The sequence below is a fragment of the Streptomyces sp. 796.1 genome (assembly GCF_047525675.1).
Taxonomy (GTDB): Bacteria; Actinomycetota; Actinomycetes; order Streptomycetales; family Streptomycetaceae; genus Streptomyces.
In genome coordinates this window covers 47,322-71,082 of sequence record NZ_JBLIWA010000034.1, presented here as the reverse complement: position 1 = coordinate 71,082, position 23,761 = coordinate 47,322, and the positions used below count along the sequence as shown (strand labels likewise).

The 23,761-nt window shown below is 74.7% G+C and carries 19 protein-coding genes and 1 riboswitch; of the genes, 11 read left to right on the top strand and 8 right to left on the bottom strand.

Going from position 1 to position 23,761, the window contains the following annotated elements; translation table 11 throughout:
- Positions 1–29: 29 nt before the first annotated feature.
- On the top strand, positions 30–1,163 hold the full coding sequence (trpD, locus tag ACMA1D_RS22360) for an anthranilate phosphoribosyltransferase (protein WP_414725792.1): 1,134 nt from the start codon (positions 30–32) through the stop codon (positions 1,161–1,163).
- A gap of 250 nt (positions 1,164–1,413) precedes the next feature.
- Positions 1,414–1,531, top strand: a riboswitch (SAM riboswitch).
- A gap of 293 nt (positions 1,532–1,824) precedes the next feature.
- Positions 1,825–3,312, top strand: coding sequence for an aminotransferase class V-fold PLP-dependent enzyme (locus ACMA1D_RS22355; protein WP_414725791.1), 1,488 nt, complete (start codon positions 1,825–1,827; stop codon positions 3,310–3,312).
- A gap of 228 nt (positions 3,313–3,540) precedes the next feature.
- On the opposite strand, the gene ACMA1D_RS22350 is transcribed toward ACMA1D_RS22355, so the two are convergent.
- The 7 genes from ACMA1D_RS22350 to ACMA1D_RS22320 all read right to left on the bottom strand — a co-directional run bounded on the left by ACMA1D_RS22350 (position 3,541) and on the right by ACMA1D_RS22320 (position 10,650).
- Positions 3,541–4,953, bottom strand: coding sequence for a glycerate kinase (locus ACMA1D_RS22350; protein WP_414725790.1), 1,413 nt, complete (start codon positions 4,951–4,953; stop codon positions 3,541–3,543).
- A gap of 181 nt (positions 4,954–5,134) precedes the next feature.
- The gene (locus ACMA1D_RS22345; RefSeq protein ID WP_414725789.1) at positions 5,135–6,541 is read right to left on the bottom strand and encodes an SLC13 family permease; all 1,407 of its coding nucleotides are present in this window, start codon (positions 6,539–6,541) and stop codon (positions 5,135–5,137) included.
- Between the two features lie 128 nt (positions 6,542–6,669).
- Complete coding sequence (locus ACMA1D_RS22340) at positions 6,670–7,329, bottom strand: response regulator transcription factor (RefSeq protein ID WP_414725788.1); 660 nt, start codon at positions 7,327–7,329, stop codon at positions 6,670–6,672.
- Positions 7,326–8,960, bottom strand: coding sequence for a sensor histidine kinase (locus ACMA1D_RS22335; RefSeq protein WP_414725787.1), 1,635 nt, complete (start codon positions 8,958–8,960; stop codon positions 7,326–7,328). Before ACMA1D_RS22335 ends, ACMA1D_RS22340 begins: the two co-directional genes overlap by 4 nt.
- Positions 8,947–9,273 carry a small secreted hydrophilic protein gene (locus tag ACMA1D_RS22330; RefSeq protein WP_414725786.1) on the bottom strand — a complete coding sequence of 109 codons (327 nt, stop codon included), beginning with the start codon at positions 9,271–9,273 and terminating at the stop codon, positions 8,947–8,949. The genes ACMA1D_RS22335 and ACMA1D_RS22330 overlap by 14 nt, the downstream gene beginning before the upstream one ends.
- A 358-nt stretch (positions 9,274–9,631) precedes the next feature.
- Positions 9,632–9,913: an Lrp/AsnC ligand binding domain-containing protein gene (locus ACMA1D_RS22325; protein ID WP_349995876.1), complete on the bottom strand. Its 282-nt coding sequence runs from the start codon at positions 9,911–9,913 to the stop codon at positions 9,632–9,634.
- Positions 9,910–10,650, bottom strand: a complete 741-nt coding sequence (locus ACMA1D_RS22320; RefSeq protein ID WP_414725785.1) for a rhomboid family intramembrane serine protease — start codon at positions 10,648–10,650, stop codon at positions 9,910–9,912. Before ACMA1D_RS22320 ends, ACMA1D_RS22325 begins: the two co-directional genes overlap by 4 nt.
- 230 nt (positions 10,651–10,880) lie before the next feature.
- Here ACMA1D_RS22320 and ACMA1D_RS22315 point away from each other — a divergent pair, with 230 nt between their 5' ends.
- The 6 genes from ACMA1D_RS22315 (at position 10,881) to ACMA1D_RS22290 (ending at position 18,705) form a co-directional block, all read left to right on the top strand.
- Positions 10,881–11,120: a hypothetical protein gene (locus ACMA1D_RS22315; protein ID WP_414725784.1), complete on the top strand. Its 240-nt coding sequence runs from the start codon at positions 10,881–10,883 to the stop codon at positions 11,118–11,120.
- Between the two features lie 125 nt (positions 11,121–11,245).
- Entirely contained in the window at positions 11,246–12,556 is a 1,311-nt protein-coding gene (locus ACMA1D_RS22310) for an NYN domain-containing protein (protein ID WP_414725821.1), read from the top strand.
- Between the two features lie 629 nt (positions 12,557–13,185).
- Entirely contained in the window at positions 13,186–14,280 is a 1,095-nt protein-coding gene (locus tag ACMA1D_RS22305) for an NlpC/P60 family protein (protein WP_414725783.1), read from the top strand.
- A 533-nt stretch (positions 14,281–14,813) separates the two neighbouring features.
- A complete protein-coding gene (locus tag ACMA1D_RS22300; protein WP_414725782.1) occupies positions 14,814–15,911 on the top strand; it encodes an NlpC/P60 family protein in 1,098 nt (365 codons plus the stop codon).
- A 160-nt stretch (positions 15,912–16,071) separates the two neighbouring features.
- Positions 16,072–17,307, top strand: coding sequence for a hypothetical protein (locus tag ACMA1D_RS22295; RefSeq protein WP_414725820.1), 1,236 nt, complete (start codon positions 16,072–16,074; stop codon positions 17,305–17,307).
- A gap of 255 nt (positions 17,308–17,562) precedes the next feature.
- Positions 17,563–18,705, top strand: a complete 1,143-nt coding sequence (locus ACMA1D_RS22290; RefSeq protein ID WP_414725781.1) for a glycosyltransferase family 4 protein — start codon at positions 17,563–17,565, stop codon at positions 18,703–18,705.
- An 88-nt stretch (positions 18,706–18,793) separates the two neighbouring features.
- Here ACMA1D_RS22290 and ACMA1D_RS22285 read toward each other — a convergent pair whose 3' ends face one another.
- The gene (locus ACMA1D_RS22285; protein ID WP_414725780.1) at positions 18,794–20,587 is read right to left on the bottom strand and encodes an AMP-dependent synthetase/ligase; all 1,794 of its coding nucleotides are present in this window, start codon (positions 20,585–20,587) and stop codon (positions 18,794–18,796) included.
- Positions 20,588–20,850: 263 nt separating this feature from the next.
- Here ACMA1D_RS22285 and ACMA1D_RS22280 point away from each other — a divergent pair, with 263 nt between their 5' ends.
- The 3 genes from ACMA1D_RS22280 to ACMA1D_RS22270 all read left to right on the top strand — a co-directional run bounded on the left by ACMA1D_RS22280 (position 20,851) and on the right by ACMA1D_RS22270 (position 23,749).
- Positions 20,851–21,630: a metallophosphoesterase family protein gene (locus ACMA1D_RS22280; RefSeq protein WP_414725779.1), complete on the top strand. Its 780-nt coding sequence runs from the start codon at positions 20,851–20,853 to the stop codon at positions 21,628–21,630.
- A 293-nt stretch (positions 21,631–21,923) separates the two neighbouring features.
- Positions 21,924–22,373 carry an SRPBCC family protein gene (locus ACMA1D_RS22275; protein ID WP_414725778.1) on the top strand — a complete coding sequence of 150 codons (450 nt, stop codon included), beginning with the start codon at positions 21,924–21,926 and terminating at the stop codon, positions 22,371–22,373.
- A gap of 5 nt (positions 22,374–22,378) precedes the next feature.
- Positions 22,379–23,749 (top strand): ArsA family ATPase, encoded by a 1,371-nt coding sequence (locus ACMA1D_RS22270; RefSeq protein WP_414725777.1) that lies wholly within the window; start codon positions 22,379–22,381, stop codon positions 23,747–23,749.
- Positions 23,750–23,761: the final 12 nt, after the last annotated feature.

Genomic DNA, 23,761 nt, shown 5'->3' with positions numbered 1-23,761 from the left:
AGCCGACCCACCCACCAGGAGCGTGGACCATGAACGTTGCGACCCCGACAGGCGGCGACAGCGGGACGGCCCACACCTGGCCGGGCGTCCTGCGCACCCTGCTCGCCGGACAGGACCTGGCGGCCGACGCCTCCGCCTGGGCCATGGACCGGATCATGCGGGGCGAGGCGAGCGACGCGCAGATCGCCGGGTTCGCGGTCGCGCTGCGGGCCAAGGGCGAGACGGTCGACGAGGTCGCCGGCATGGTCCGCGCGATGTACGCGCACGCCAAGCTCATCGAGGTGCCGGGGCCCACCGTGGACATCGTCGGCACCGGCGGAGACGGGGCCAAGACGGTCAACATCTCCACCATGTCCTCGATCGTCGTCGCCGGCACCGGGGCCCGGGTCGTCAAGCACGGCAACCGGGCCGCCTCCTCGGCCAGCGGCGCGTCCGACGTGCTGGAGAAGCTGGGCGTGAGCCTGGACCTGACGCCGGCACGGGTGGCCGAGGTCGCGGAGCAGGCGGGCATCACGTTCTGTTTCGCCGTCAAGTTCCACCCCTCGCTGCGGCACGTGGCGACCGCCCGCGGCGAGTTGGGCATCCCCACCACGTTCAACTTCCTCGGCCCGCTGACCAACCCGGCCAAGGTCACCGCCCAGGCCACCGGCGTGGCCGACCCGCGGATGGCGCCGATCCTGGCCGGTGTGCTGGCCGGCCGCGGCACCAGCGCCCTGGTCTTCCGCGGCGACGACGGCCTGGACGAGCTGACCACCACCGCCACCTCACGGGTCTGGGAGGTACGGGACGGCGCCGTGCGGGAGCAGCGCTTCGACCCCAGGGACGTCGGCATCGAACTGGTCCCGGTGGAGGCCCTGCGCGGCGCCGACGCCTCGTACAACGCGGACGTGGCCCGGCGGCTGCTGGCCGGCGAGCGGGGTCCGGTGCGGGACGCCGTGCTGCTGAACTCGGCGGCGGCGCTGGTCGCCCTGGACGGCGTGGACGGTGCGGACGTCGGGGCCGCCGCGGAGTCGGCGGCCCGCTTCGAGGCGGGCGCCCCGGCGGCCGAACTGCCGCCGCTGACCGAGCGGATCGGTGCGGCGCTGGCCCGGGCGGCGGAATCCATCGACTCGGGGGCGGCGCAGCGGACGCTGGAGCGCTGGGTGGCCGCCACCCAGGAGTAGCCGGCCGATCGGTGGCCGGCCGTCGGGCAGACGGTGCGCCGACCGTGGCACGAGGGCGCGTTCCCGTACGGGGGCGCGCCCTCGCGGCTTTCTGGGCCGCCGTACGGAGCCCTCGTACGGAGCCGCCGTACGGAGCTGCCGCAGGCAGGGCGTAGTGGGGCGCAGACGGGTGTGCGGAGGCGATGGTGTGAGGTCTTTGGGGCACGGGGGGTGGTTGCGCTCGTCGTGTGGTGTGGCATGATGCTCTCCAGGTCACGAGTGACAGCGACACAGGCCCCGGCCCGCTGTCCGGCAACCCTCCGTCCGTGGCGGGGTGCCCCGGGTGATGACCAGGCCGTAGGCAGCGAGGCTTACGGCAAGCGCGGACCCCTCGCACTCGATCCGACGATCCGAGTGAGAAAGCCAGGGGTCCTGGTGGTCGAGGGAGATGCTCAGTGAATCAGCGAATGCGCTAGGGCCGGTCAAGGCCCCGCTTTTCCTCCATCCGGATGTCCGGACCTTTCCGGCCTGGTGACCCGTGCGTGCGCACGAAGGTGTCCCGGGCCGTTTCCCACCGATCGACCGCCGTGCCCGGCACGTCGTCGCGCCCACTGGTCGTCGGTGTCCCCCAAACCACGCCGCTTCCGCCGTGTGAAGCCCTGCCCTGCCGGGAGATCTCGCCATGTCCACGCGCCCCTTCGCCGCCGCCCCGTCCACCGTCGCCGCCGCTGCCCCCGTTGACGCCGCCGCTGACGCCGACGCCTGCTGCCAGGCGCAGGACGCCTGCGCCTGCACCGCGACGGCGACCGACGGCGCGCCGCTGCCCGTGCTCGGCACCGACGTGCGGGTGCCGCTGGTCACCGGCGGCGAGGTCGGCTACGCCGCGCTCGACTACGCGGCCAGCGCCCCCGCCCTGCGCCGGGTCTGGGAGGACGTGGCCGCGTACGCCCCGTACTACGGCAGCGTGCACCGCGGCGCCGGCTACCTCTCGCAGCTCTCCACCGACCTGTTCGAGACCAGCCGGGCGGACGTGGCCCGCTTCCTCGGCTGCCGCCCCGACGACGAGGTCGTCTTCACCCGCTCCACCACCGACTCGCTCAACCTGCTCGCCGCCGTACTGCCCGCGGGCGCCCAGGTCTTCGTGTTCGAGACCGAGCACCACGCGGCGCTGCTGCCCTGGCAGCAGCGCGAGGGCGTGCGGGTGACCTACCTGGACGCGCCGCGCACGCCGGACGCGGCCGTACGGACCCTGGAGCGGGCGCTCGCCGACCGCGAGCGGGACGGCGGGCCGGCGCTGGTCTGCGTGACCGGTGCGTCGAACGTGACCGGTGAGCTGTGGCCGGTGCGCGAGTTGGCGGACGCTGCGCACGCGCACGGCGCCCGGATCGTGCTGGACGCGGCCCAGCTCGCCCCGCACCACCCGGTGAACGTGGCCGAGTTGGACGTGGACTGGATCGCCTTCTCCGGCCACAAGCTGTACGCGCCGTTCGGCTCCGGGGTGCTCGCCGGGCGCACGGACTGGCTGCGCGAGGCCGAGCCGTACCTCGCCGGCGGCGGCGCGAGCCGCACCGTGGCGCGCGGCGCGGACGGCGAGGTGGCGGTGGAGTGGCACACCAGCGCGGCCCGGCACGAGGCCGGTTCGCCCAACGTGATCGGCGTGTACGCCATCGCCTCGGCCTGCCGGGCGCTGACCGAGGCGGGCTTCGACGCGCTGGTCGCCCGTGAGCAGCGGCTGATCGCCACCGTACGGGCCGGGCTCGCGGAGGTCCCGCAGGTGCGGGTGCTGTCGCTGTTCGGCGACGACGCGCCGCGGGTCGGCGTCATCTCCTTCGTCGTGGACGGCTGGAACAGCTCGCACTTCGCCGCCGCGCTCTCCGCCGAGTACGGGATCGGCGTGCGGGACGGCCTGTTCTGCGCCCACCCGCTGGTGCGGACCCTGCTCGACAGCGAGCCGAACGAGCCGGGCGAGTGCGGCGCCCCCGAGGGCGCGCCGGGCGAGCGCTCGCTCAACGCGATCCGGGTCAGCTTCGGCGCCGGCACCCCGGACGAGCACGTGGAGCGGTTCGTACGGGCCGTGCGCGAGCTGGTGCAGCAGGGTGCGCAGTGGAACTACCGCACGGAGAACGGCCGTTGCGTGCCGGACCGCGGGGTGGCTGCGCAGGCGCACTGAGCCCGAGCCGGGGCGGGGTGGCTCGCTCTGGTGCGTGGTGGGTCGGTCGTTTCGGCCGACCCGGGGGCGGGGCGGGCCGGTTGATTCGGCCGGCTGAGTGGTGGGTCGGTCGTCGTGGCCGGGTGGGTGGCGGGGGCTGGGGGGGGGCGCGGCCCGGCCCTGGCCCCTTCGGATCGTGCCCCGCCCTGGCCCCGCTGGGCCGTGTTCCCGCCCCGGTCCCGCCGGCGGTCAGCCGCGTACGGCCCGGGCGGCCCGGACGGCCGGGGGTTCGACGCTGGGTGCGGGAGGGCGGGCCGCACTGGTGTGGGTGCTGGCGTGGGGGCTGCTGTGGGTGCCTGGGTGGCCGCCAGTGTGGCGGCCGGCGCCGGCGTCGATGCGGGTGCCGATGAGGATCATGCGCAGGGCTTCCTCCGTCGCGTCGGTGAGGAACTCGCGGGCCCGGTCCAGCGCCTCGGCGAGCCCCACCGGGGCGGGCAGGATGCCGCGGTACGCGTCGACCCCGGCGCCGCGGACCTCCCGGGCGCCGGCGCCGATGGTGCCGGCGAGCGCCAGGACCGGCCGGCCGTGCGCCTTGGCCCGGCGGGCGACCTCGGCCGGCACCTTGCCACGGGTGGTCTGACCGTCGAGCGCGCCCTCGGCGGTGACCACCAGATCGGCGCGGGCCAGCCGGGCGTCCAGCCCGAGCCCGTCGAGCAGGACGTCGAACCGCGGCAGCAACTGCCCACCGAGCGCCGCGAGTCCGGCCCCGAGACCACCGGAGGCGCCGGTTCCGGGGCCGTGCCGCAGATCGGTCGGGGCGGCTGGCCCGGCGGCCCGCGGGGTGAGCACATCGCGCGCGAGGACGGCCGCCCAGTGGTCCAGGGCCGCCGCCAACTCCTCCACCTGGTCCGGGGTCGCGCCCTTCTGCGGGCCGAAGACGCGGGCCACGCCCCGCGGTCCGCACAGCACGTTGAACGGGTTGCAGGCGACCAGGAGCGTGGTGTCGGCCAGGCGCGGGTCCAGGCCGCTCGGGTCGATGCGGGCGAGTCGGGTCAGGGCCCGGCCGCCGGGCGGCAGTTCGCGTCCTTCCGCGTCGAGCAGCCGGGCGCCGAGCGCCTGGAGCGCGCCCGCGCCGCCGTCGGAGGTACCCGAGTCGCCGCAGCCCACCAGGACGCGCCGGGCGCCGCAGTCCAGGGCGGCGCGGATGAGTTCGCCCACGCCGCGGGTGGTGGTGGCGCCCGGGTCGCGCCGGTGCGGCGGCACCAGCGACAGCCCGGCCACGGCGGCCATCTCGACCACGGCGGTGCGTTCCGCGCCGGCGGGGCCGGCGAGACCTGGAGGGCCGGCGGGGCCGGCGGGGGCAGCCGCGGCCAGCGCGCCGCCCCGGGCCGCGGTGCCGAGCAGGGCGAAGTGGCTGGCGATCGGGTCGCCGGTGGGGCCGGTCGCGCGCACGGCGTGCAGGGCGCCACCGGTGGCGGCGGCCAGCGCTTCGGCGGTGCCCTCGCCCCCGTCCACCAGCGGGATCAGGTCGGTTTCGGCGTCGGGCGCGACGCGGCGCAGCCCCTCGGCGATGGCCTCGGCAGCCTCCCGCGCGGAGAGCGACTCCTTGAAGCCGCTGGGGGCGACGGCGAAGCGGAGGGGGCGCGGCGGGTGGGTGTTCATGGTGCTCCGGTGGGTTGGGGGTTGGGGTTCGTGTGCCGTACGGGATATGGGTCGTACGGGCGTACGGGCGTACGGGCGTACGGGGCGTGGTGCGCGTGTCGCGGTCGCGCGGGGTCGGTTCGGGGCGCGGGTAGGGGTTGCGGGTGTACGGGGCGGGGCCGGCCCGGGGCGTGGCGCGGTGTCAGGCGTCGAGCAGGGGCCAGACGGCGAGGGCGAAGACGAGGACCAGGGCGGCCGTCAGCGGCGCCAGGACCAGGGAGAGCCGCAGCAGGTCACGCGGGGTGTAGGTGGGGGTGTCCGGCACGTCGGCGAAGAGCGCGACCGGCTTGGCCGACGCGGGCAGCGTGTGGCAGAACCCGGCGGCTGCGGTGGAGGCGAGGGCCGCCACCACGGGATCGACCCCGGCCGTGCCGGCGGCGGCCACCACCAGCGGCACCAGCACGCTGGAACGCGCCGATCGGGACTGGAGCACCAGGTGGGCCGCGGTGCTCAGGACGATCACCACGGTCAGGAACAGCCAGGGCGGCACGCCGTCCGCCGGCAGCCCCGAGACCAGCCAGCGGGCCGCGCCCGAGGTGGCGAGGGCACCGCCCATGGCCATGGTGGCCGCCATGAACAGCAGCAACGACCAGGGCACGGTGCCCAGCGCGTCCTTCAGCCGTACCGTGCCGAGCGCCGGGGACGCCGCCACCATCGCGCCGATCAGCGCGACGACGGCGGGCGGCACGTGGTGCACCGGTTCGCTGCACCACAGCACGACGACGGTGCCGAGCAGCAGCGCGCAGCGCGCCTCGGCGGGTGTCAGCGGGCCGGTCACCGGCTGCTCGGTGTGTGCCTGGAGTTGCTCGGCCGTGATGCGTACCGGCCCCGTACGGTCGGCGCGCCGAACCGTCGTCAGCAGCACCGTCTCCGCGGCCAGGTGCGAGGAGACGATCGCCAGCGGCAGCCCGAACAGCAGCCAGCGCGCGAACCCGATCTCCTCGCCGGTGGTCTCCCACAGCACGGAGACGGTGATGAGGTGCGCCCCCGCGCCGATCAACGTCGCCACGGCGGAGAGCAGGATCACCGTGGGGAACAGCAGCGCGAGCGCCACCACCAGCCGCGCCCGGTCGGCCAACGCCTTGGCCAGCGCCAGGAACACCGGCAGGGCGAGCGCGGCCCGGCCCGAGGTGGCCGGAATGGCGAACGCGGTGGCCACCAGGGCGGCCGTGGTGAGGTGGACGAGTTGGCGTACGGTGCGCGCGCCGCTCACCAGGAAGGCCGCGGCCCGGGCCGCGAGCCCGCTCCTGGCCACCGCGGCGGCCAGCACGAACGCGCAGATCAGCAGCCAGACGGTGGCGTCGCCCAGGGTGGCGAACAGGGTCTCGCTGCTGATCACGCCGGTCACCGTGAGGACCAGCCCGGCGCCGAGCGCGATGTACGTGTCGTCGACCGGGGTGGCGATCCAGGCGCAGGTGGCCAGCGCGAAGACGGCCAGCGTGATGCGGGCGTCGCCGCCGAGCCCCGGCACGTTGCCCGGCACGGCCAGCACGGCACAGGCGCTCAACGCGGCACACCAGCCGACGGCCTGACGGAGGGAGAGGGTCACCCCGGCAGTCTTCGCACCCTCGGTGAGCCGCTGATGAGCGGACGATGAGGGGAATTTCATCCGGGGTGGGGGCCGGGGCCCGGGTGGCCGAGCTGGTCGGGCCGGCCCCACCCCGCGGACGCCCGCCGTTACGGCAGCCGGTACCCCATCCCCCGTACCGTCTCCACCCGGGCCGCGCCCAGCTTCTTGCGCAGGGCGCGGACGTAGACGTCCACGATGTTGGAACCGGGGTCGAAGTCGTAGCCCCAGACGTGGGAGAGGATCTGTTCGCGGGAGAGCACCTGGCCCGGGTGGCGGAGGAAGAGTTCGAGCAGGACGAACTCGCGGGCCGTCAGTTCCACGGTCCGGGTGCCGGCCCTGGCCCGCCGGGTGCGCAGGTCGAGCGTGAGGTCGCCGCTGCGCAGGGCCGTCACCTCCGGGGCGCGGGCCGCCGTGCGCAGCCGCAGCCGTACCCGGGCCAGCAGCTCCTCGAACCGGAACGGCTTGGTCATCCAGTCGTCCGCGCCGCCTTCGAGGCCGGCCACGGTGTCCCGTACGGAGTCGCGGGCGGTCAGCACGATCACCGGCGTGGTGACCCGGTCCTCCCGCAGCCCGCGCAGGACCGTGAAGCCGTCCTGCCCCGGCAGCCCGATGTCCAGGATGATCAGGTCGAAGTCGCCGGTGCGGGCGTAGTCGGCCGCGGTGTCGCCGTCGGCGGCGATGGTCGTCGTGAAGCCGCCCGCGCGCAGGCCCTTGTCGACGAAGGCGGCGATGCGCTCCTCGTCCTCGGCGATGAGGATGCGGTTCATCGTGCGGGGTCCTCCAGAACCAGGGTGAAGGTGGCGCCGGGCCCGTCGCCCGGCTCGGTGGGGTACGCGGCGCCCGGGGCGCCACCGGGCGGCGGAGTGCCGCCGAGCGGCACGGTGCCGCCGGTCGCCCGGGTGCCGCCAGGCGTCAGCGCGCCGTCGGGCGGCTGGACCTCGGCGCCGTCGCCCGGGTACGGCGCGCCGGAGCGCAGGTCGACCCGGCCGCGGTGGCCCTCGGCGATGGCCCGCACGATCGACAGGCCGAGCCCGGCGCCGCCGCCGTGGCTGTCGGTCGCGGCGCCCGGGCCGCGCGCCCCGCGCCGAGCGGTGCCGTGCCGGAACCGTTCGAAGACCAACTCGCGGTCCTCGGGCCGCACGCCGGGCCCGGTGTCCGCCACGTACAGCTCCACGCCGGTCGCGGTGCGCCGGGAGCCGATGCGGATGCGCTGGCCGACGGCGGTGTGCTGCACCGCGTTCTGGGCGAGCTGCACCATCGCCTGCGTGATGCGCTGCGCGTCGAGCACTGCCTCGCCGTCCGCGACCTCGGCCAGCTCCCAGCGGCGCGGGCCGAGCGTGCGGGCCTTCACGAAGACGTCGGCGGTCAGCTCGGCCAACTGGACCGGGGCCGGGCTGATGAAGTCGGGCCGCTCGACCTTGGCGAGCAGCAGCAGGTCCTCGACGATGCGGCTCATCCGGTCGAGCTCGTCGGTGACCAGCCGCACCGTCTCCTCACGCTCGGCCGCCCCGTCCGGGCCGGTGTTCATGAGCTCCAGATGGCCGCGGACGATGGTGATGGGCGTCCGCAACTCGTGCCCGGCGTCGTCCACGAACTGGCGCTGGGCGCCGAACGCCCGCTCCAGCCGATCCAGCATCGCGTTGAACGTCTCGGCCAGCGCCGCGATGTCGTCGCGGCCCCGCACCGGGATGCGCCGGGTCAGGTCCTGCTCGGTCAGTTGCGCGGCGGTCGCGCGCACCAGCCGCACCGGCGCCAGGATGCGGCCGGCCACCACCCAGCCGATGCCGCAGGTCATCAGCAGTGCGACGGCGGAGATGGCGAGCAGCGTACGGAACACGTCGGTGGCCCTGGCCCGCTCGCGGTCGGCGTGGAAGGCGACCACGAACACGCCGTCCGGAGCGTCGCCGCCCGGGTCGATGGCCACCTTCGTCCACCGCACCTCGCCCTCGGGCCGCTCCAGCGTCCCGGTGGTGCGCCGGTCGCGGGCGATCGCGGCGAGCCCCCGCTCGTCCCGGTAGAGCGGCAGCCGGACCGGGACGGCCCGGTTCTGCCGGACCATCGACGGCGGTCGCGCGTCGTGCACGAGGCCGATCAGCTCCTCGTACGGGTCGGCGTACTGCCGCTCAAGGAAGACCTTCAGCAGCCGGCGCGGCTCGGTGAACGGGGCGCCGGTCCGCGGGTCCCGGCCGCGCTCGACGAAGTGGGCGAACTCGCCGGCCTCCTGCGCGAGGAGCGCCGCGGTGCGCTGGTCGACGTCGCGCAGCAGGATCGAGCGGGTGGTGGTGGCGACGGCGGTCAGCGCGACGGTCATCACCAGCAGCAGCCACAGCAGGATGCGCACCCGGGCGGTCACCCGGCGGCCGGCCCGGCCGCGGCCGGCCGGATCAGCCGTCGTCACCGGGTCCGTCGTCGCCCGCGTCGTCGCCGTCGTCCCCGCCGCCGGGCCGGTCGTCGGTGTCGTCATCGCCCCTGCCGTCGGTCGCTGCTGGTCGGGGCACGGTCTCGTCGCTGGGCGAGGCGGGCCGGTGGGGTTCGGTGCCCGGCCCACCGGAGGGGGTGGTGCCGGGTGCCGGGGTGCCGGATTCGAGTTCGACCCGGGCGGGGGCGGTGGGGGAGTCCGGGCTGTCGGTCAGCAGATAGCTGGTGACGGCTATGCCGAGCGGGATCGCGACGACGGCCACGAGGGCGGCCAGCCGGTGGGTGAGGGCCATGCCCCCACGGTGCGCGGCCGACCCGTGCGCGCGGATGAAGAGTTCCTGAAGATTTCTTCATCTGCGCTGGTCGCGGTCGTACGGTGCGGTCGCGGCGCCGGCATACGTCGGCGGGGCACCGGTGCTCGCGGGTACGGCGGGGAGTGGGCCCGTACGGGTGGCGGGCCGGCCGATGTGCGCCGTCTGACACGCCGTTCCGTACGGTCGGCCGCGCCGCCACCCGAGGCGGGCGCGCGTCCGGCGCTGGCGGTCGCCCCGTGGGCCTGCGGCGCCGGTCGCTGCGGGCACGGGGCCCGGCCGGGTACGGGTGGCGCGGCCGGCCTGACCCACCGCACCCGGCGGGGCGCGTCGTGCGAGGTCAGGCGTCCAGGCCGATGGCGAACGCCGTCTCCAGGTCGTGCTGCGAGTACGTGCGGAAGGCGATGTGCGTCTCCGTCGAGGCCACGCCCGGCACCTTGCTGATCCGGCCGGGGATGACGTCCGCGAGGTCGTCGTGGCGGGCCACCCGCACCAGGGCGATCAGGTCGTGGGCGCCGGTGACCGAGTAGACCTCGCTGACCCCCTCCAGCGCGGCGATCTGCTCGGCGATCTCCGGGATCTGGTCCACGCTGGTCTTGATGAGCACGATTGACGTGATCACGGCTGGCTGTCTCCCTCGGTGGCCTGAACGGGCCCGTTCACTCTAGCCCGCCGCCCCCGGGTGACCTGCGGGCCAGGGCGGCTGCGCCAGCGGGCCAGCGCGTACAGGAAGCCGAGGCCGAAGCCGATCAGATGGGCCAGGTAGGCGACGCCGGGCCGGGGCCCCGCCTGTCGGACGGCCAGCCACTGGAGCGTGCACCAGAACGGCAGCACCAGATAGGCGGGGAAGCGCAGCGGCAGGAAGAAGAGGAACGGGAACAGGCTGGTCACCCGGGCCCGCGGGAAGAGCACCAGGAAAGCGCCGAGCACCCCGGAGATCGCCCCGGACGCCCCGACCAGCGGCTGCGCGGAGTCCGCGTGCGCGACGGCGAAGCCGAGCAGCGCCAGATAGCCGGCGACCAGGTAGCACAGCAGGAACCGCAGCCGCCCCAGCCTGGCCTCCGCCATCGCGCCGAAGACCAGCAGGAAGAGCATGTTGCCCAGCAGGTGCAGCCAGTTCCCGTGCACGAACAGCGCGGTCAGCGGGGTGAGGGCGGCGCTCGGCGGCCCGTCCCACAGGCGCGCGGGCACCACGCCCCAGCGCGCGAAGTAGTCGGCCTGCGCGCGCAGCAGTTCGGAGCGGTCCCCGTCCGGGGGAGCGAGCCCGGCCACGGGGCTGAGGAGGAAGAGCAGACAGCACCCCGTGATGAGGGCATATGTCATGAGAGGGCCGTCGAAGGCCGCCGCCTTCTTGAACATGGTCAGATCATCCCGTACCCCTCCCAAGGTCGCAGATCGCCTCGCTGGGTGCGGGGTGCCGCCACCGCCCCACCCCGGCGACCATCAGGCCGTAGGGTTACGCACAGCACTCCCGCAGTCCGACGGCGCACCGCGGTGGGGTCCGGGCGCTCCCGGGGGCAGTGCGGCAGCCGGGTACGGGAGGCCGTGCGGGCCGCGAACGAACGCGAGATGACGTGAAGGACGACACGATGGCCGTTCCCCAGCCGACAGCACAGACCCGCTGGCGCTGCACCCTGTGCGGCAATCTCACCCGGTTCGACGTGACCCGCTCGACCAAGGCCGTCGAATACGTCCACCTGGACCTGGCCGGCGAGCCCAGCACCGAGGAGCGCAAGGTGGTCAGTGAGACCATTGAGTCGGTGCGCTGCCGCTGGTGCAACGCGGTCGACCAGATCGAGCTGGTGGACCGCCCGGGCGCGGGCGCCTGAGAACGGAGCTGTGACAGGTGGTGGAGCGGACGAGCGGCCCGGACGGCCCGCACGGTCCTGACGGTGCCCGGGCCGCTGCGGCCGGCGGGGACCCGGACGGCCCGCACGGCGAGCCCGGCGAGGTCGTGGAGGGACTCGACCGCCCACTGCCCGAAGGGGTCAGACATCGGGTGGTGGCCCTGGTCGCCGACGCCTTCGGCGGTCTGACCGTCGGCGAACTGCCGCCCCAACTGCGGCAGTACGCCCGCTTCACGCCGACCCGCCGGGCGAAGTTCGCGGGCAATGCGATGGCCGCCGCGGTCGCCACGTCGGCCGCCTTCCGGCAGCGGATCGGGGCCCGGCTCCGGGAGACCCAGCCCGAACTGACCGAGGCCATCGAGGCGGGGTCGCCGCCCGCCGCGGCCGACCCGGTGGACGTCGCCGCCCTCGCGTACGTGCTGCGCCCCACCGGCTGGGTCAAGCTGGTGGAGGCCGCGGGCGAGGAGGCGCAGCGCGCCAACGCCGAACGCGCGGGCGCCCAGGCCCAGGACGAGGTGCGCAAGTTGCGCGCGGAACTCGACCAACTGCGCGCCACCTCCCGCAGCGACGCCGAGCGCGCCCGGGTGGAGCTCGACGCGGCCCGCAAGGAGACCGAGGCGCTCCAGCGGAAGCTGCGCAGCGCGCTGAGCGACGTGCGGCGCGGCGAGGCGGCGTTGCGCAAGTCCGCGCGGGAGGCGGAGGTGCAGCGCGCGGCGACCGCGGCCGAGCAGGCCAGGGCCGACGGCGAGGCCCGCCGGCTGAAGGCGCGCCTGGCGGAGACCGAGGCGGCGCTCGAAGCGAGCCGGCGCGCGGTCCGCGAGGGGCGCAGCGTGGAGGACATGCGGCTGCGACTGCTGCTGGACACGATGCTCGACGCCGCGCAGGGGCTGCGCCGGGAGCTCGCGCTGCCGCCCGCATCGATGCGCCCCGCCGATCTGGTGGACGCCGTCGAGCCGGGCAAGATGACGCCCAAGGACATCGCGACCCGTGCCCTGTCCGAGACCGACCCCGCGCTGCTGGACCAACTGCTGGCGCTGCCCCAGGCGCACCTGGTGGTGGACGGCTACAACGTCACCAAGACCGGCTATCCGACGATGCCCCTGGAGAAGCAGCGGCTGCGGCTGCTGGGCGGGCTCGCGGTCCTGGCGGCGCAGACCGGTGCGGAGATGACCTGCGTCTTCGACGGCGCCGAACTGGCCGCCCCGGTGCTGCTCGCGCCGCCGCGCGGGGTGCGGGTGATGTTCAGCAAACCCGGGGTCACCGCGGACGAGCTGATCCGCCAACTGGTGCGCGCCGAGCCGCCGGGCCGGCCCGTGGTCGTCGTCTCCACCGACCGCGAGGTGGCCGACGGCGTCGCCAAGGCCGGCGCCCGCCCGGTCGCTTCCGTACTGCTGCTCAAGCGCCTCGCCCGCACCTGAACCGGGCGCCCGCGCGGGCGCTGCGGGAGCTCGCGTACGGGCGCTGCTGGGAGCTGGCGTACGGGGCGCTGCGGGGGCTTCCGGCACACGGAAGCGGAATGGGCGGTGGCGGTTTTGTTGAAGGTCCGCGGCAGGTCCATGACGGGTCGGTGGCAGGTCGGTGGTGTGCCCCGCGGCCCGTGGTGCCGAGGTGGAATGCGGTGTCGATTCGTACGGATTGGCCATGAGTTGTTCCCGCGTCGAGCGGTCCTCCGCAACCGGCCTGATAGGCGATCATCTTCCGGCATCCTCGGGTGAATCGGTCAACACTGGTCAGAGGATGGGCAACGCGTCGATATTCACCGATCAATGGTGAGCAATCCGTCAGTTCGGCGTCACGCATTGTGTGATGTTGGTAAAGGATGAGCTCGACGGCCAAGAAATTCCCCTGTGAGTTTGAACGGATCACGGCGGGGTCACTAAGGTCAGGCCCCGAACCTTCGCGCGGTTGATCACTCATCCGGAGTGTCAGCGGAGGTACCGCCGAGTCCGTGCTGCCGACTCCCGCCCCGGGGGGTCCGAGGTCCGGAGCCGGGGTCACGCCCCGCAACACCCGGTAGGCGGCTGGAGGAAGAAGGAGCTCGCCCACTGTGGCGTCCCACCGTCGACCCAAGCAGCCGAGCCGTACTCGGGTAACCGTCCTCACCGCGACCGCCGCCGCTGCCGTCGCCCTCTCCTCACAGGCCGCGCAGGCCGACCCGCAGCCGTCCAAGAAGGACGTGAAGGCTCAGGTCGACAAGCTGTACGAAGAGGCGGAGGTGGCCACCGAGAAGTACAACGGGGCCAAGGAGAAGCAGGACTCGCTGGAGAAGCAGGTCGACGCGCTCCAGGACAAGGTCGCCCGCGGTCAGGGCGAGCTCAACAAGCTCCGCAACGGCCTGGGTTCGATGGCCACCGCCCAGTACCGCTCCGGCGGCGTGGACCCCTCCCTCCAGCTCATCCTCTCCTCCGACCCGGACGACTACCTGGACAAGGCGTCCACCCTCAACCAGGTCACCAGCAAGCAGGCGGGCTCGCTCAAGAAGATCGCCGACACGCAGCGCACCCTCAAGCAGCAGCGCGAGGAAGCCGCGCTGAAGCTGAAGGACCTGGCGGACACCCGTAAGGCGCTCGGCACCAAGAAGCGCGACATCCAGGACAAGCTGTCCAAGGCGCAGACGCTGCTCAACACGCTGACCGCCAAGGAGCGGGCCGAGCTCGCCAAGGCCGAGGAGGAGCGCGCCAACCGCTCCAACGCCGACCGGTCGAAGCTGGAGGACGGCAAGGACTCCGGCCAGGGCGGCGAGCAGGGCGGCAACCAGGACGGCGGGGCCGACGCCGGCAACAACGTGCCCACCTCGGGCCGCGCCGGCGCCGCGCTCGCCGCCGCACAGACCAAGATCGGTTCCCCGTACGTGTGGGGCGCCACCGGCCCGGGCTCCTTCGACTGCTCCGGCCTCACCTCCTGGGCCTACGCCCAGGCGGACGTCAAGCTCGACCGCACCTCCGAGGCGCAGGCCAACAACGGCACCCGGATCGGCCGCAGCGCCCTCAAGCCCGGCGACCTGGTGCTCTTCTACGGCGACCTGCACCACATCGGTCTGTACGCGGGCAACAACCAGGTGCTGCACGCCCCCAAGCCCGGTGCCAACGTGCGCTACGAGTCGATGGACAACATGCCGTTCCAGTTCGGCGTCCGCATCTGAGCCCGCACGGCCGCACCCACCGCTGACGCCACGCCCCGGCGCCCGGACCGCCCGACGGTCCGCGCGCCGGGGCGTCCGCGTGCGGGGCCGGCTGTGTGTCGGGCCGCTGCGCGCCGGGCCGTTCACGTGCCGGACCGGCTGCGGGCCGGGGCGCCCGGTCGCCGGGGCGTCCGCGCGGACGTCGCCGGCCGCGCCCCAACTGCCCGACGAATGGCGGCAGTTGGGTGAACCGCGGGCGGCGCCCCGATGCGGTGTCCCGCCGCCCGGCCCGGTTCGGCGCGCCCCCCTTCCATCAGCAGCCGGCCGGGAAACACCCGTACGAGGGAATTGGATGCGCCGTCGTTGACCGCCGGCGCCGCCGGTGACCTGGGCTTGCTCGGATGGCGGCCGGCGCGCGCTGGCCGCGGCACCCCCGACGGTCCTTGGACGCTCCGTACCCGGCCGGCTACTCTCTGCGGCGCGTGGTCACGCCCTGTCGTACGCCTGTCCGTGGGCGCGGGGGACCGCCGCCAGCGGAAGGGAATGCGGCTCCCGTGGCGTCCCATCGCCGTACCTCGTCATCAAGCCCCGACCGGCCGGTCCGGGTCACCCTGCTGTCCGCGGCGCTGGCCGCCTCCGCGGTCGCCCTGACCGCGGCCCCCGCCGGCGCCGACCCGGCGCCGCCGCCCGACGCGCGCAGCAGCGAAGCGCAGCACGCCGCCCGACCCGCGTCCAGCGGCGCCGCGCGGCACACCGTGGACCGCCTCTTCCACCAGGCCGAGGTCGCCACCGAGAAGTACAACCTGGCCAAGGAGCGCAGCGACGAACTCAAGGCGCGGGTCAGCGCGCTCCAGGACAGCGTCGCCCGCGGCCAGGAGCGGGTGAACCACCTGCGGGGCGCGCTCGCCGCACTGGCCGGGGCCCAGTACAGGTCGGGCGGCGTCGACCCGAGCCTGACCCTGTTGCTCACCGAGGACCCGGACGGCTTCCTCACCAAGTCGGCTGCGCTCGACCGGATCTCGCACCGGCAGGCGGGCCAACTGCGGGTGCTGCACGCCGCCCAGCGGGCGCTGCGCCAACAGCGCACCGAGGCCGCCGGCAAACTCATCGACCTCGAACGCAGCCGGGAGACGGTGCAGCGGCACAAGCGCGAGGTGACGGCGAAGCTCGCCGCCGCCCGCACCGTGCTCAACCGCCTCACCCGGGCCGAGCGCGCCGAACTCCAGCGGGCCGAGCGCGCCCGCGCGGCGAAGGCCGCCGAAGGGGCGCAGCGGCCCGCCCGGTCGGCCGGCGACACCGCAGCCTCCCCCCGCGCGTCCGCCGCCGTCAGCGCCGCCCAGGCCGCCCTCGGCGCCCCGTACGTGTGGGGCGCGACGGGCCCGAGCTCCTTCGACTGCTCCGGGCTCACCCAGTGGGCGTGGCGGCAGGCCGGGGTCGCCATCCCGCGCACCTCGCAGGCCCAGGCGGGCGCCGGCCGCCGGGTGCCGCTCAGCCAGGCGCAACCCGGCGACCTGGTGATCTACCGCAACGACGCCAGCCACGTCGGGATGTACGTCGGCAACGGGCAGGTCATCCACGCCCCCCACCCGGGCGCCCAGGTGCGGTATGACCCGGTCCAGATGATGCCGGTCTCCTCCGTGAACCGCCCCTGAGCCAGCTCCTCCGCGTCCGGAGTTCGCCCCCGCAAGCCGCGGCGCACCCCGTACGATCGACGGCGTGGCGGGCAGGTTGCGGTGGGGTGGACGGTGGGCGGTCAGCGGTGTGGTGGCCGCCCTGGTGGTGCTCACGGCGGCGCTCAGCGCGCTGGCGGCGATGGCCGGCTGGGGGCGCGAACCCAGCGGCCCCGACCCCGACGTGCGGGCCGTCGAGCGGCTGCTCGACCGGCGCGCCGACGCGGTCCGCGCGCGCGACGAGGACGCCTTCCTGGCCACCGTCGACCGGACCGCGGACCGCTACCGCGCCGCCCAGCGGCGGACCTTCCGCAACCTGGCCGACGTGCCGCTGAGCTCCTGGCGGTACCGGGTCCTCGACAAGGGCGGCTTCGCGCCCGTGCACGGCCAGGGCCGGCGGGTCGCCTTCCAGGTCGAACTGCGCTACCAGCTCGCCGGGTACGACACCGCGCCCGTCGTGGCGCCGCAGCGGCTCACCCTCGTCCAGCACGGTCACCGCTGGTACGTGGCGGCCGTCCAGATACCGCCCGCGACCGCGCTCGAAGCCTCGGACGGCGGCCAGCGGGGCGCCGAGCAACTGTGGGACCAGGGCCGGGTCGAGGTGGTGCGCGGCCGGCACAGCCTGGTGCTCGGCGTCGGCCACCACCGGCGCTACCTGAAGGACGTGGCCGTCACCGCCGACGACGCCGTGCCGAGCGTGCGACGGGCCTGGCACCGCCCCTGGGCGGGCCGGGTGGTGGTGCTGGTGCCGCGCTCGCTCGACGACATGGCGACACTGCTCGGCGGCTCCGCCTCCGGCTACCGCGGCATAGCGGCGGTGACCACCGGCGAGATCGGCGGCTCGGGCACCGTCCCCGCCGACCGGGTGATCATCAACCCGGACGCGTACGACGTCCTCGGCGACCTCGGTCGGCGCGTGGTGATGACCCACGAGGCCACCCACGTCGCCACCCGCGCCGCCACGTCCGCCAGCACCCCGCTGTGGCTCTCCGAGGGCTTCGCCGACTGGATCGGCTACCGCGACGCCCGGATCTACCCGCGCCAGGTCGCCCCCGAGCTGACCCGCTCGCTGGAATCCGGCAAGCTCCCCCATAACCTGCCGGACGACGACGACTTCGGCTTCGCCGGGGACGGCAACGTCCTGGCCCAGGCGTACGAACAGGGCTGGCTGGCCTGCCGGATGATCGCCGACCAGTGGGGCGAGGACGAACTGGTGGCCTTCTACCGCGCGGTCGGCGCCGCCCCCGACCGCAACGGCGCGGTGCGCGCGGCGCTCCGCAGCGTGCTGCGCGTCTCCGAGCAGGAGTTCACCCGGCGCTGGCGGGTCTACCTGAAGGAACAACTGGCACCGGTCGGCGAGCCGGCGGCGACACGATAGCGCGACCTACCGGCGCGGCGCGCGGCACGGCCACGGCCGGCTGTGGCGGGCGCGGCTGACCGCGGCGGGCGGACGGGCCGCCGCCGGGCCCGGCTGGTGGTGGCGGGCCGTGTCCGGGCTCGCTGGGCCTGGTTCCGTGGCTCGCGGCGGGGCGCGGTCGGGCTCGACCCCGCTGATCGCAGCCGATCGCGGCGGGCCGCGGCGGGCCGTGGCAGGTCGCGGTGGGGGAGTCCGCCCCCGGTACTGTCGGCGGCGATGGAGAAGACCCTGATCGTCACGAACGACTTCCCCCCCAGGCCCGGCGGCATCCAGACCTTCCTGCACGGCATGGCGGTCCGGCTCGATCCGGACCGGCTCGTCGTCTACGCGAGCACCTGGAAGCGCGGCCCCGAGGGCGCGCGGGCCTGCGCCGCCTTCGACGCCGAACAGCCCTTCACGGTGGTGCGGGACCGGACGACCATGCTGCTGCCCACGCCCCGGGTGACCCGGCGGGCCACCGAACTGCTGCGGGCGCACGGCTGCGGCTCGGTGTGGTTCGGGGCCGCGGCGCCGCTCGGGCTGATGGCGCCGGCGCTCCGGGCCGCCGGCGCGCACCGGCTGGTGGCCACCACCCACGGGCACGAGGCGGGCTGGGCCCAGCTCCCGGCCGCCCGGCAGCTCCTGCACCGAATCGGCGAGGGCACCGACACGCTCACCTACCTCGGCGACTACACCCGCGCCAAGATCGCCGGGGCGCTCAGCGAACGGGCCGCGGCCCGCATGGTGCACCTGCCGCCCGGCGTGGACGAGAAGACGTTCCACCCGGACTCGGGCGGCGCGGCGGTACGGGCCGGGCTCGGGCTCGCGGAGCGGCCGGTGGTGGTGTGCGTCTCCCGGCTGGTGCCGCGCAAGGGCCAGGACACCCTGATCCGGGCCCTGCCGAGCATCCTGCGCCGGGTGCCGGACACGGTGCTCCTGATCGTCGGCGGCGGGCCCTACCGGGCCGACCTGGAGCGGCTCGCACACCGCACGGGGGTGGCCGCCGCGGTGCGCTTCACCGGCCCGGTCCCCGCGGCGGAGCTGCCCGCGCACTACGGGGCGGGCGACGTCTTCGCCATGCCGTGCCGCACCCGGCGCGGCGGCCTGGACGTGGAGGGGCTCGGCATCGTCTACCTGGAGGCGTCGGCGACGGGGCTGCCGGTGGTCGCCGGCGACTCGGGCGGCGCGCCGGACGCGGTCATCGACGGCGAGACCGGCTGGGTCGTCAGCGGCACCTCCGTCGAGCAGAGCGCGGACCGGATCGCCACCCTGCTCGCCGACCCGGAGCTGTGCCGCCGGATGGGCGAGCGGGGCCGCGCCTGGATCGAAGAGCGCTGGCGCTGGGACCTGTTGGCCCACCGGCTGACCGAACTGCTCTGACGGGCCGCGGCGCCGCGGGGGCAGCGCCGCCGGCACGCGCCCGCCGGCACCGCGCGCCGCCCCCCCTTTGCCGCCTGCCGGCCCGCGGTCAGGCGCGGTAGATGGCCTCGATCTCGTCGGCGAAGTCCTTGGCCACCACGTTGCGCTTGAGCTTCATCGACGGCGTCACGTGGCCCGAGTCCTCGGTGAACTGCGTCGCCAGGATGCGGAACTTGCGGACCGACTCGGCCTTGGAGACCGCCGCGTTCCCGTCGTCCACCGCGCGCTGGATCTCGGCCAGCAGCTCGGGGTCGGAGCGCAGCGCGGCCGGGGCGGCGTCGGCCTTGCCCTGCTCGGCCGCCCAGCGCGGCAGGAACTCCTCGTCCAGCGTGATCAGCGCGCCGACGAACGGCCGCGCGTCGCCCACCACCATGCACTCGGCGACCAGCGCGTGGGCCCGGATGCGGTCCTCGATGACGGCGGGGGCGACGTTCTTGCCGCCGGCCGTCACCAGGATCTCCTTCTTCCGCCCGGTGATGGTCAGATAGCCGTCCTCGTCCAGCGTGCCGATGTCGCCGGTGTGGAACCAGCCGTCGGACAGCGCCTCCGCGGTGGCCGCCTCGTTGTTCCAGTAGCCGCTGAACAGGTGCTCGCCGTGCAGCAGCACCTCGCCGTCGTCCGCGATGCGCACCACCGAGCCGGGGAGCGGCTGCCCGACCGTGCCGATCTTCTGCCGGTCCCACGGGTTGAAGGTGGTGGCCCCGCAGGACTCGGTGAGCCCGTAGCCCTCCAGGACGGTCAGCCCGATGCCGCGGTAGAAGTGGCCGAGCCGCTCGCCCAGCGGAGCGCCGCCGGAGATCGCGTGCGTGGCCCGGCCGCCGAGCACCGCGCGCAGCTTGCGGAAGACCAGGACGTCGAAGAGCTTGTGCCGCAGCCGTACGCCCAGCGGCACGCCGCCGGGGGCGTCCAGGGCCCGGCTGTAGGCGATCGCGGTCTCGGCCGCCCGGTCGAAGATCTTGCCCTTGCCGTCCGCCTGCGCCTTGGCCCGGGCCGCGTTGTAGACCTTCTCGAAGACCCGCGGCACGCCGAGGATCAGCGTCGGGCGGAACGCGGCCAACTCGGTGGTCAGCGTCTTCACGTCGGCCACGTGCCCGAGCTTGACCGGTGCCAGTACCGAAGCCACCTGGATCAGCCGCCCGAAGACGTGCGCCACCGGCAGGAACAGCAGTACGGACGACTCGTCGGTACGGAAGATCGGCTTCAGCCGCTCCACCGCGTTGCCGCACTCGGCGAAGAAGCTGCGGTGCGTCAGCACGCAGCCCTTGGGCCGCCCGGTGGTGCCCGAGGTGTACACGAGGGTCGCCGGCGAGTCGGCCGTGGCCACCGCGCTGCGCTCGTCCACCGCCTGGTCGCTGACGTCCGCACCGGCGCTCGCGAGCTCCGCGAGCGCGCCCCCCTCGATCTGCCACACCTGCCCGAGCCCCGGCAGCCGGTCGCGCACCGCCTCCAGCACGCCCTGGTGCTCCGGCGTCTCCACCACGCAGGCCACGGCCCCCGAGTCGCCCAGGATCCACTGCACCTGTTCGGCCGAACTGGTCTCGTAGACGGGGACCACCACGCCGCCCGCGCTCCAGATCGCGAAGTCCAGCAAGGTCCACTCGTACCGGGTACGCGACATCAGGCCCACCCGGTCACCCGGGCGGATGCCGGCGGCGATCAACCCCTTGGCCGCGGCGCGCACCTCGGCGAGGAACTCCGCGGCCGACACGTCCTGCCACTGGTCCCCGGCCTTGCGGCCCAGCACGACGACGTCTGGCTGTTGGGCGGCGTTGCGCCGGATGAGGTCCGTCAGATTGCCGTCGGCCGGCACTTCGTAGAGGGCCGGGAGGCTGAACTCGCGCAAGACTGCTGCTCCTCGTCGGGCGCCGGCGCCACAAGGCCGTGGCGTGCTACCTCGGCTGCGGTCCATCAAGGCAGTGCGATAGGGACTGCCCGGACGTTACCCATCGGTACGGCTAGGGGGATAGGGGTCATGCTGAGATGTTTTATGCGTCACACATAACGGAGGTGGCTTCGCGCACAGTAGTCCCAAACCGGGGTGACGCGGAAGTAACCGCAGGTGGGGGCCCTTCCTGTGGGCGACTTAACGGTTCTAAGGTGTGTCGCATGCGAGTCCACGTGGTCAGTGATGTGCATGGCAACAGTCAGGACCTCGGCAAGGCGGGCACCGGGGCCGACGCCCTGATCTGCCTGGGTGACCTGGTGCTCTTCCTCGACTACGCGGACCACTCGCGCGGCATCTTCCCCCGGTTGTTCGGCGTCGAGAACGCCGACCGCATCGTGGCGCTGCGCACCGCCCGGCGCTTCGACGAGGCCCGCACCTTCGGCCGCGAACTCTGGGCCGAGCTGGAGGCACGCACCGGCGGCAGCCGCGAGGCGGCCATCGAGAGCGCGGTGCGCGCCCAGTACGCGGACCTCTTCGCCGCCTTCCCGACGCCGACCTACGCCACCTACGGCAACGTGGACATCCCGTCGCTGTGGCCCGAGTACGCCGGCCCCGGCACCGCCGTCCTGGACGGCGAGCGGGTGGAGATCGGCGGACGCGTCTTCGGCTTCGTCGGCGGCGGGCTGCGCACGCCCATGCGCACCCCGTACGAGATCGACGACGAGACGTACGCGGCCAAGATCGCTGCGCTCGGCGAGGTCGACGTGTTGTGCACGCACATCCCGCCCGACGTGCCGGAGCTGTGCTACGACACGGTCGCCCGCCGCTTCGAGCGCGGCAGTGCGGCCATCTTGGACGCGATCCGAACCACCCGGCCGGCCTACGCACTCTTCGGCCACGTGCACCAGCCGCTGGCCCGCCGGATGCGGGTGGGGCGCACCGAGTGCGTCAACGTCGGCCACTTCGCCTCGACGGGCACGCCCTGGGTGCTGGAGTGGTGAGCCGCCGGCCGGACTGATCCGGGCCGGGCGCCCGTCCTTGCTGTTGCTGTCGCCAGCGCCGGCCCGGGTCGGCGACGGCGGCCAGCATGTGGACGCGGCCACGCGGACGCCGGTCGGGCGGGCGGTAGCTTCGACGGGCGCCGCCGGCCGGAGCGGGCGGGGCGCCGGCCGTGCCGACCCCGGCGCCGGGCCCATCCGCCGCCGCTCACCGGCGGTCGGGCGTGCGAGTGGCGCGCGGTAGCCTTCAGCGGCAGGCGCAGCAGGCGGCGGACCGGTACGGAGGAGCCACGGCGATGGCGGAACACACCAGCTCAAGCATCACGATCGAGGCGGCCCCTGCCGATGTGATGGGGGTGATCGCCGACTTCGACCGCTACCCCGAGTGGACCGGGGAGGTCAAGGAGGCCGAGGTGCTCGCCACCGACCCGCAGGGCCGCGCCGAACAGGTCAGGCTGCTCCTGGACGCCGGCGCCATCAAGGACGACCACACCCTGGCCTACACCTGGCTCGGCGAGCGCGAGGTGAGCTGGTCGCTGGTCAAGTCGCAGATGTTGCGCTCGCTCGACGGCTCCTACCGGCTCGACCCGGTCGACGGCGGCGCCCGCACCCAGGTCACCTACCAGCTCACCGTGGACGTCAAGATCCCCATGTTGGGCATGATCAAGCGTAAGGCCGAGAAGGTCATCATCGACCGGGCGCTGGCCGGGTTGAAGAAGCGCGTGGAGACCGGCGCGCCCGCCTGATCGCCATGCGTACCGTCCTGATCACCGGCGCCGCGGGCAGCGGGCGCAGCACCGTCGCCGCCGCCACCGCGCTCGCCGCGGCCCGCGCCGGCCGCCGCACACTGCTGCTGAGCACCGACCGCAGCGGCTCCGTCGGACGGATACTCGGCCAACCGCTGCCCGCCCCGGCAGCCACCGCCGACGCCGTGCGCTCGCCCTGCACCAGGCCCGTCGAGGTGGCCGGCGGACTGTGGGCCGCACGGTTGGCCACCGCCGAGTACTTCCGTACCGAACTCGCCGCCCTCCAGGAGCGCGCCCGCGGCGTCCTCGACTTCCTCGGTGCCCACCCGGTGGCCGCCGAGGAGGCCACCGAACTGCCCGGGGCCGACGCGCTCACGCTGCTCGCCGCGGTCCGCGCCGCGCACCGGGCGACCGAGCCGCAGGCCGCGCCCGACGGGGCGGCGGCGCCGCGCTGGGACGCGCTCGTCATCGACCTGCCACCGGCCACCGAAACCGTCCACCTGCTCGCCCTGCCCGACCAGCTCGGCCGCTACCTGCGCCGGCTGCTGCCGGCCGAACGCCAGGCCGCCCGCGCCCTGCACCCCATGCTCGCCCAGCTCACCGGCGTGCCCATGCCGGCACAGCGGCTGTACGAGACCTCCGGGCAGTGGCAGCAGGAGCTCACCGCCGTACAGCAGCTCATCGACGCCGACGCGCTGACCGTACGGCTGGTGGTCGACCCGGGGCCGCTGGCCGCGCGGGCGCTGCGCACCGTCAGGGCCGGGCTCGCCCTGCACGGCGCCCGGGTGGACGCGCTGATCGCCAACCGGCTGCTGCCCACCGGCTCCGCCGACCCGTGGTTGACCGCGGCCTCGGGCCAGCAGCAGACCGCGCTCAAGGAACTGAAGGAGCTGAACGAACTGGCGGGCCCGGCGGCACCGCGCGCGGAGCACGCGCCGGCCGCGGGCCCCGTACCGCAGCCGATCGGCGACCACCCGCATGTCCCGGAAGGCGGGCCGGGCGCGCCCGTCTTCCAGGAGTTGCCGCACCTCGGGCGCGATCCGCAGGGCCTCGCCGACCTCGCCGTGCTGGCCGACGCCGTCGGGCCGTTGGACGCGCGCCGGGACGGGCCGGCCGCCGAGCCGTGGACCGTCGAGGACCGGCTCGCCGACGACGGGCTGCTGGTGTGGCGGCTGCCGCTGCCCGGGGCCGACCGGGACGACCTCGACCTGGTGCGGCGCGGCGACGAACTGGTGGTCACCGTGGGGCCGTTCCGCCGGGTGCTGCCGCTGCCGTCGGCGCTGCGCCGGTGCACCGTCGCGGGCGCGGGGCTCCACGAGGGCGCCCTCCAGGTGCGCTTCGCCCCCGATCCCGGGCTGTGGCCCCGCGGGCACTGAACGCCGCACCGC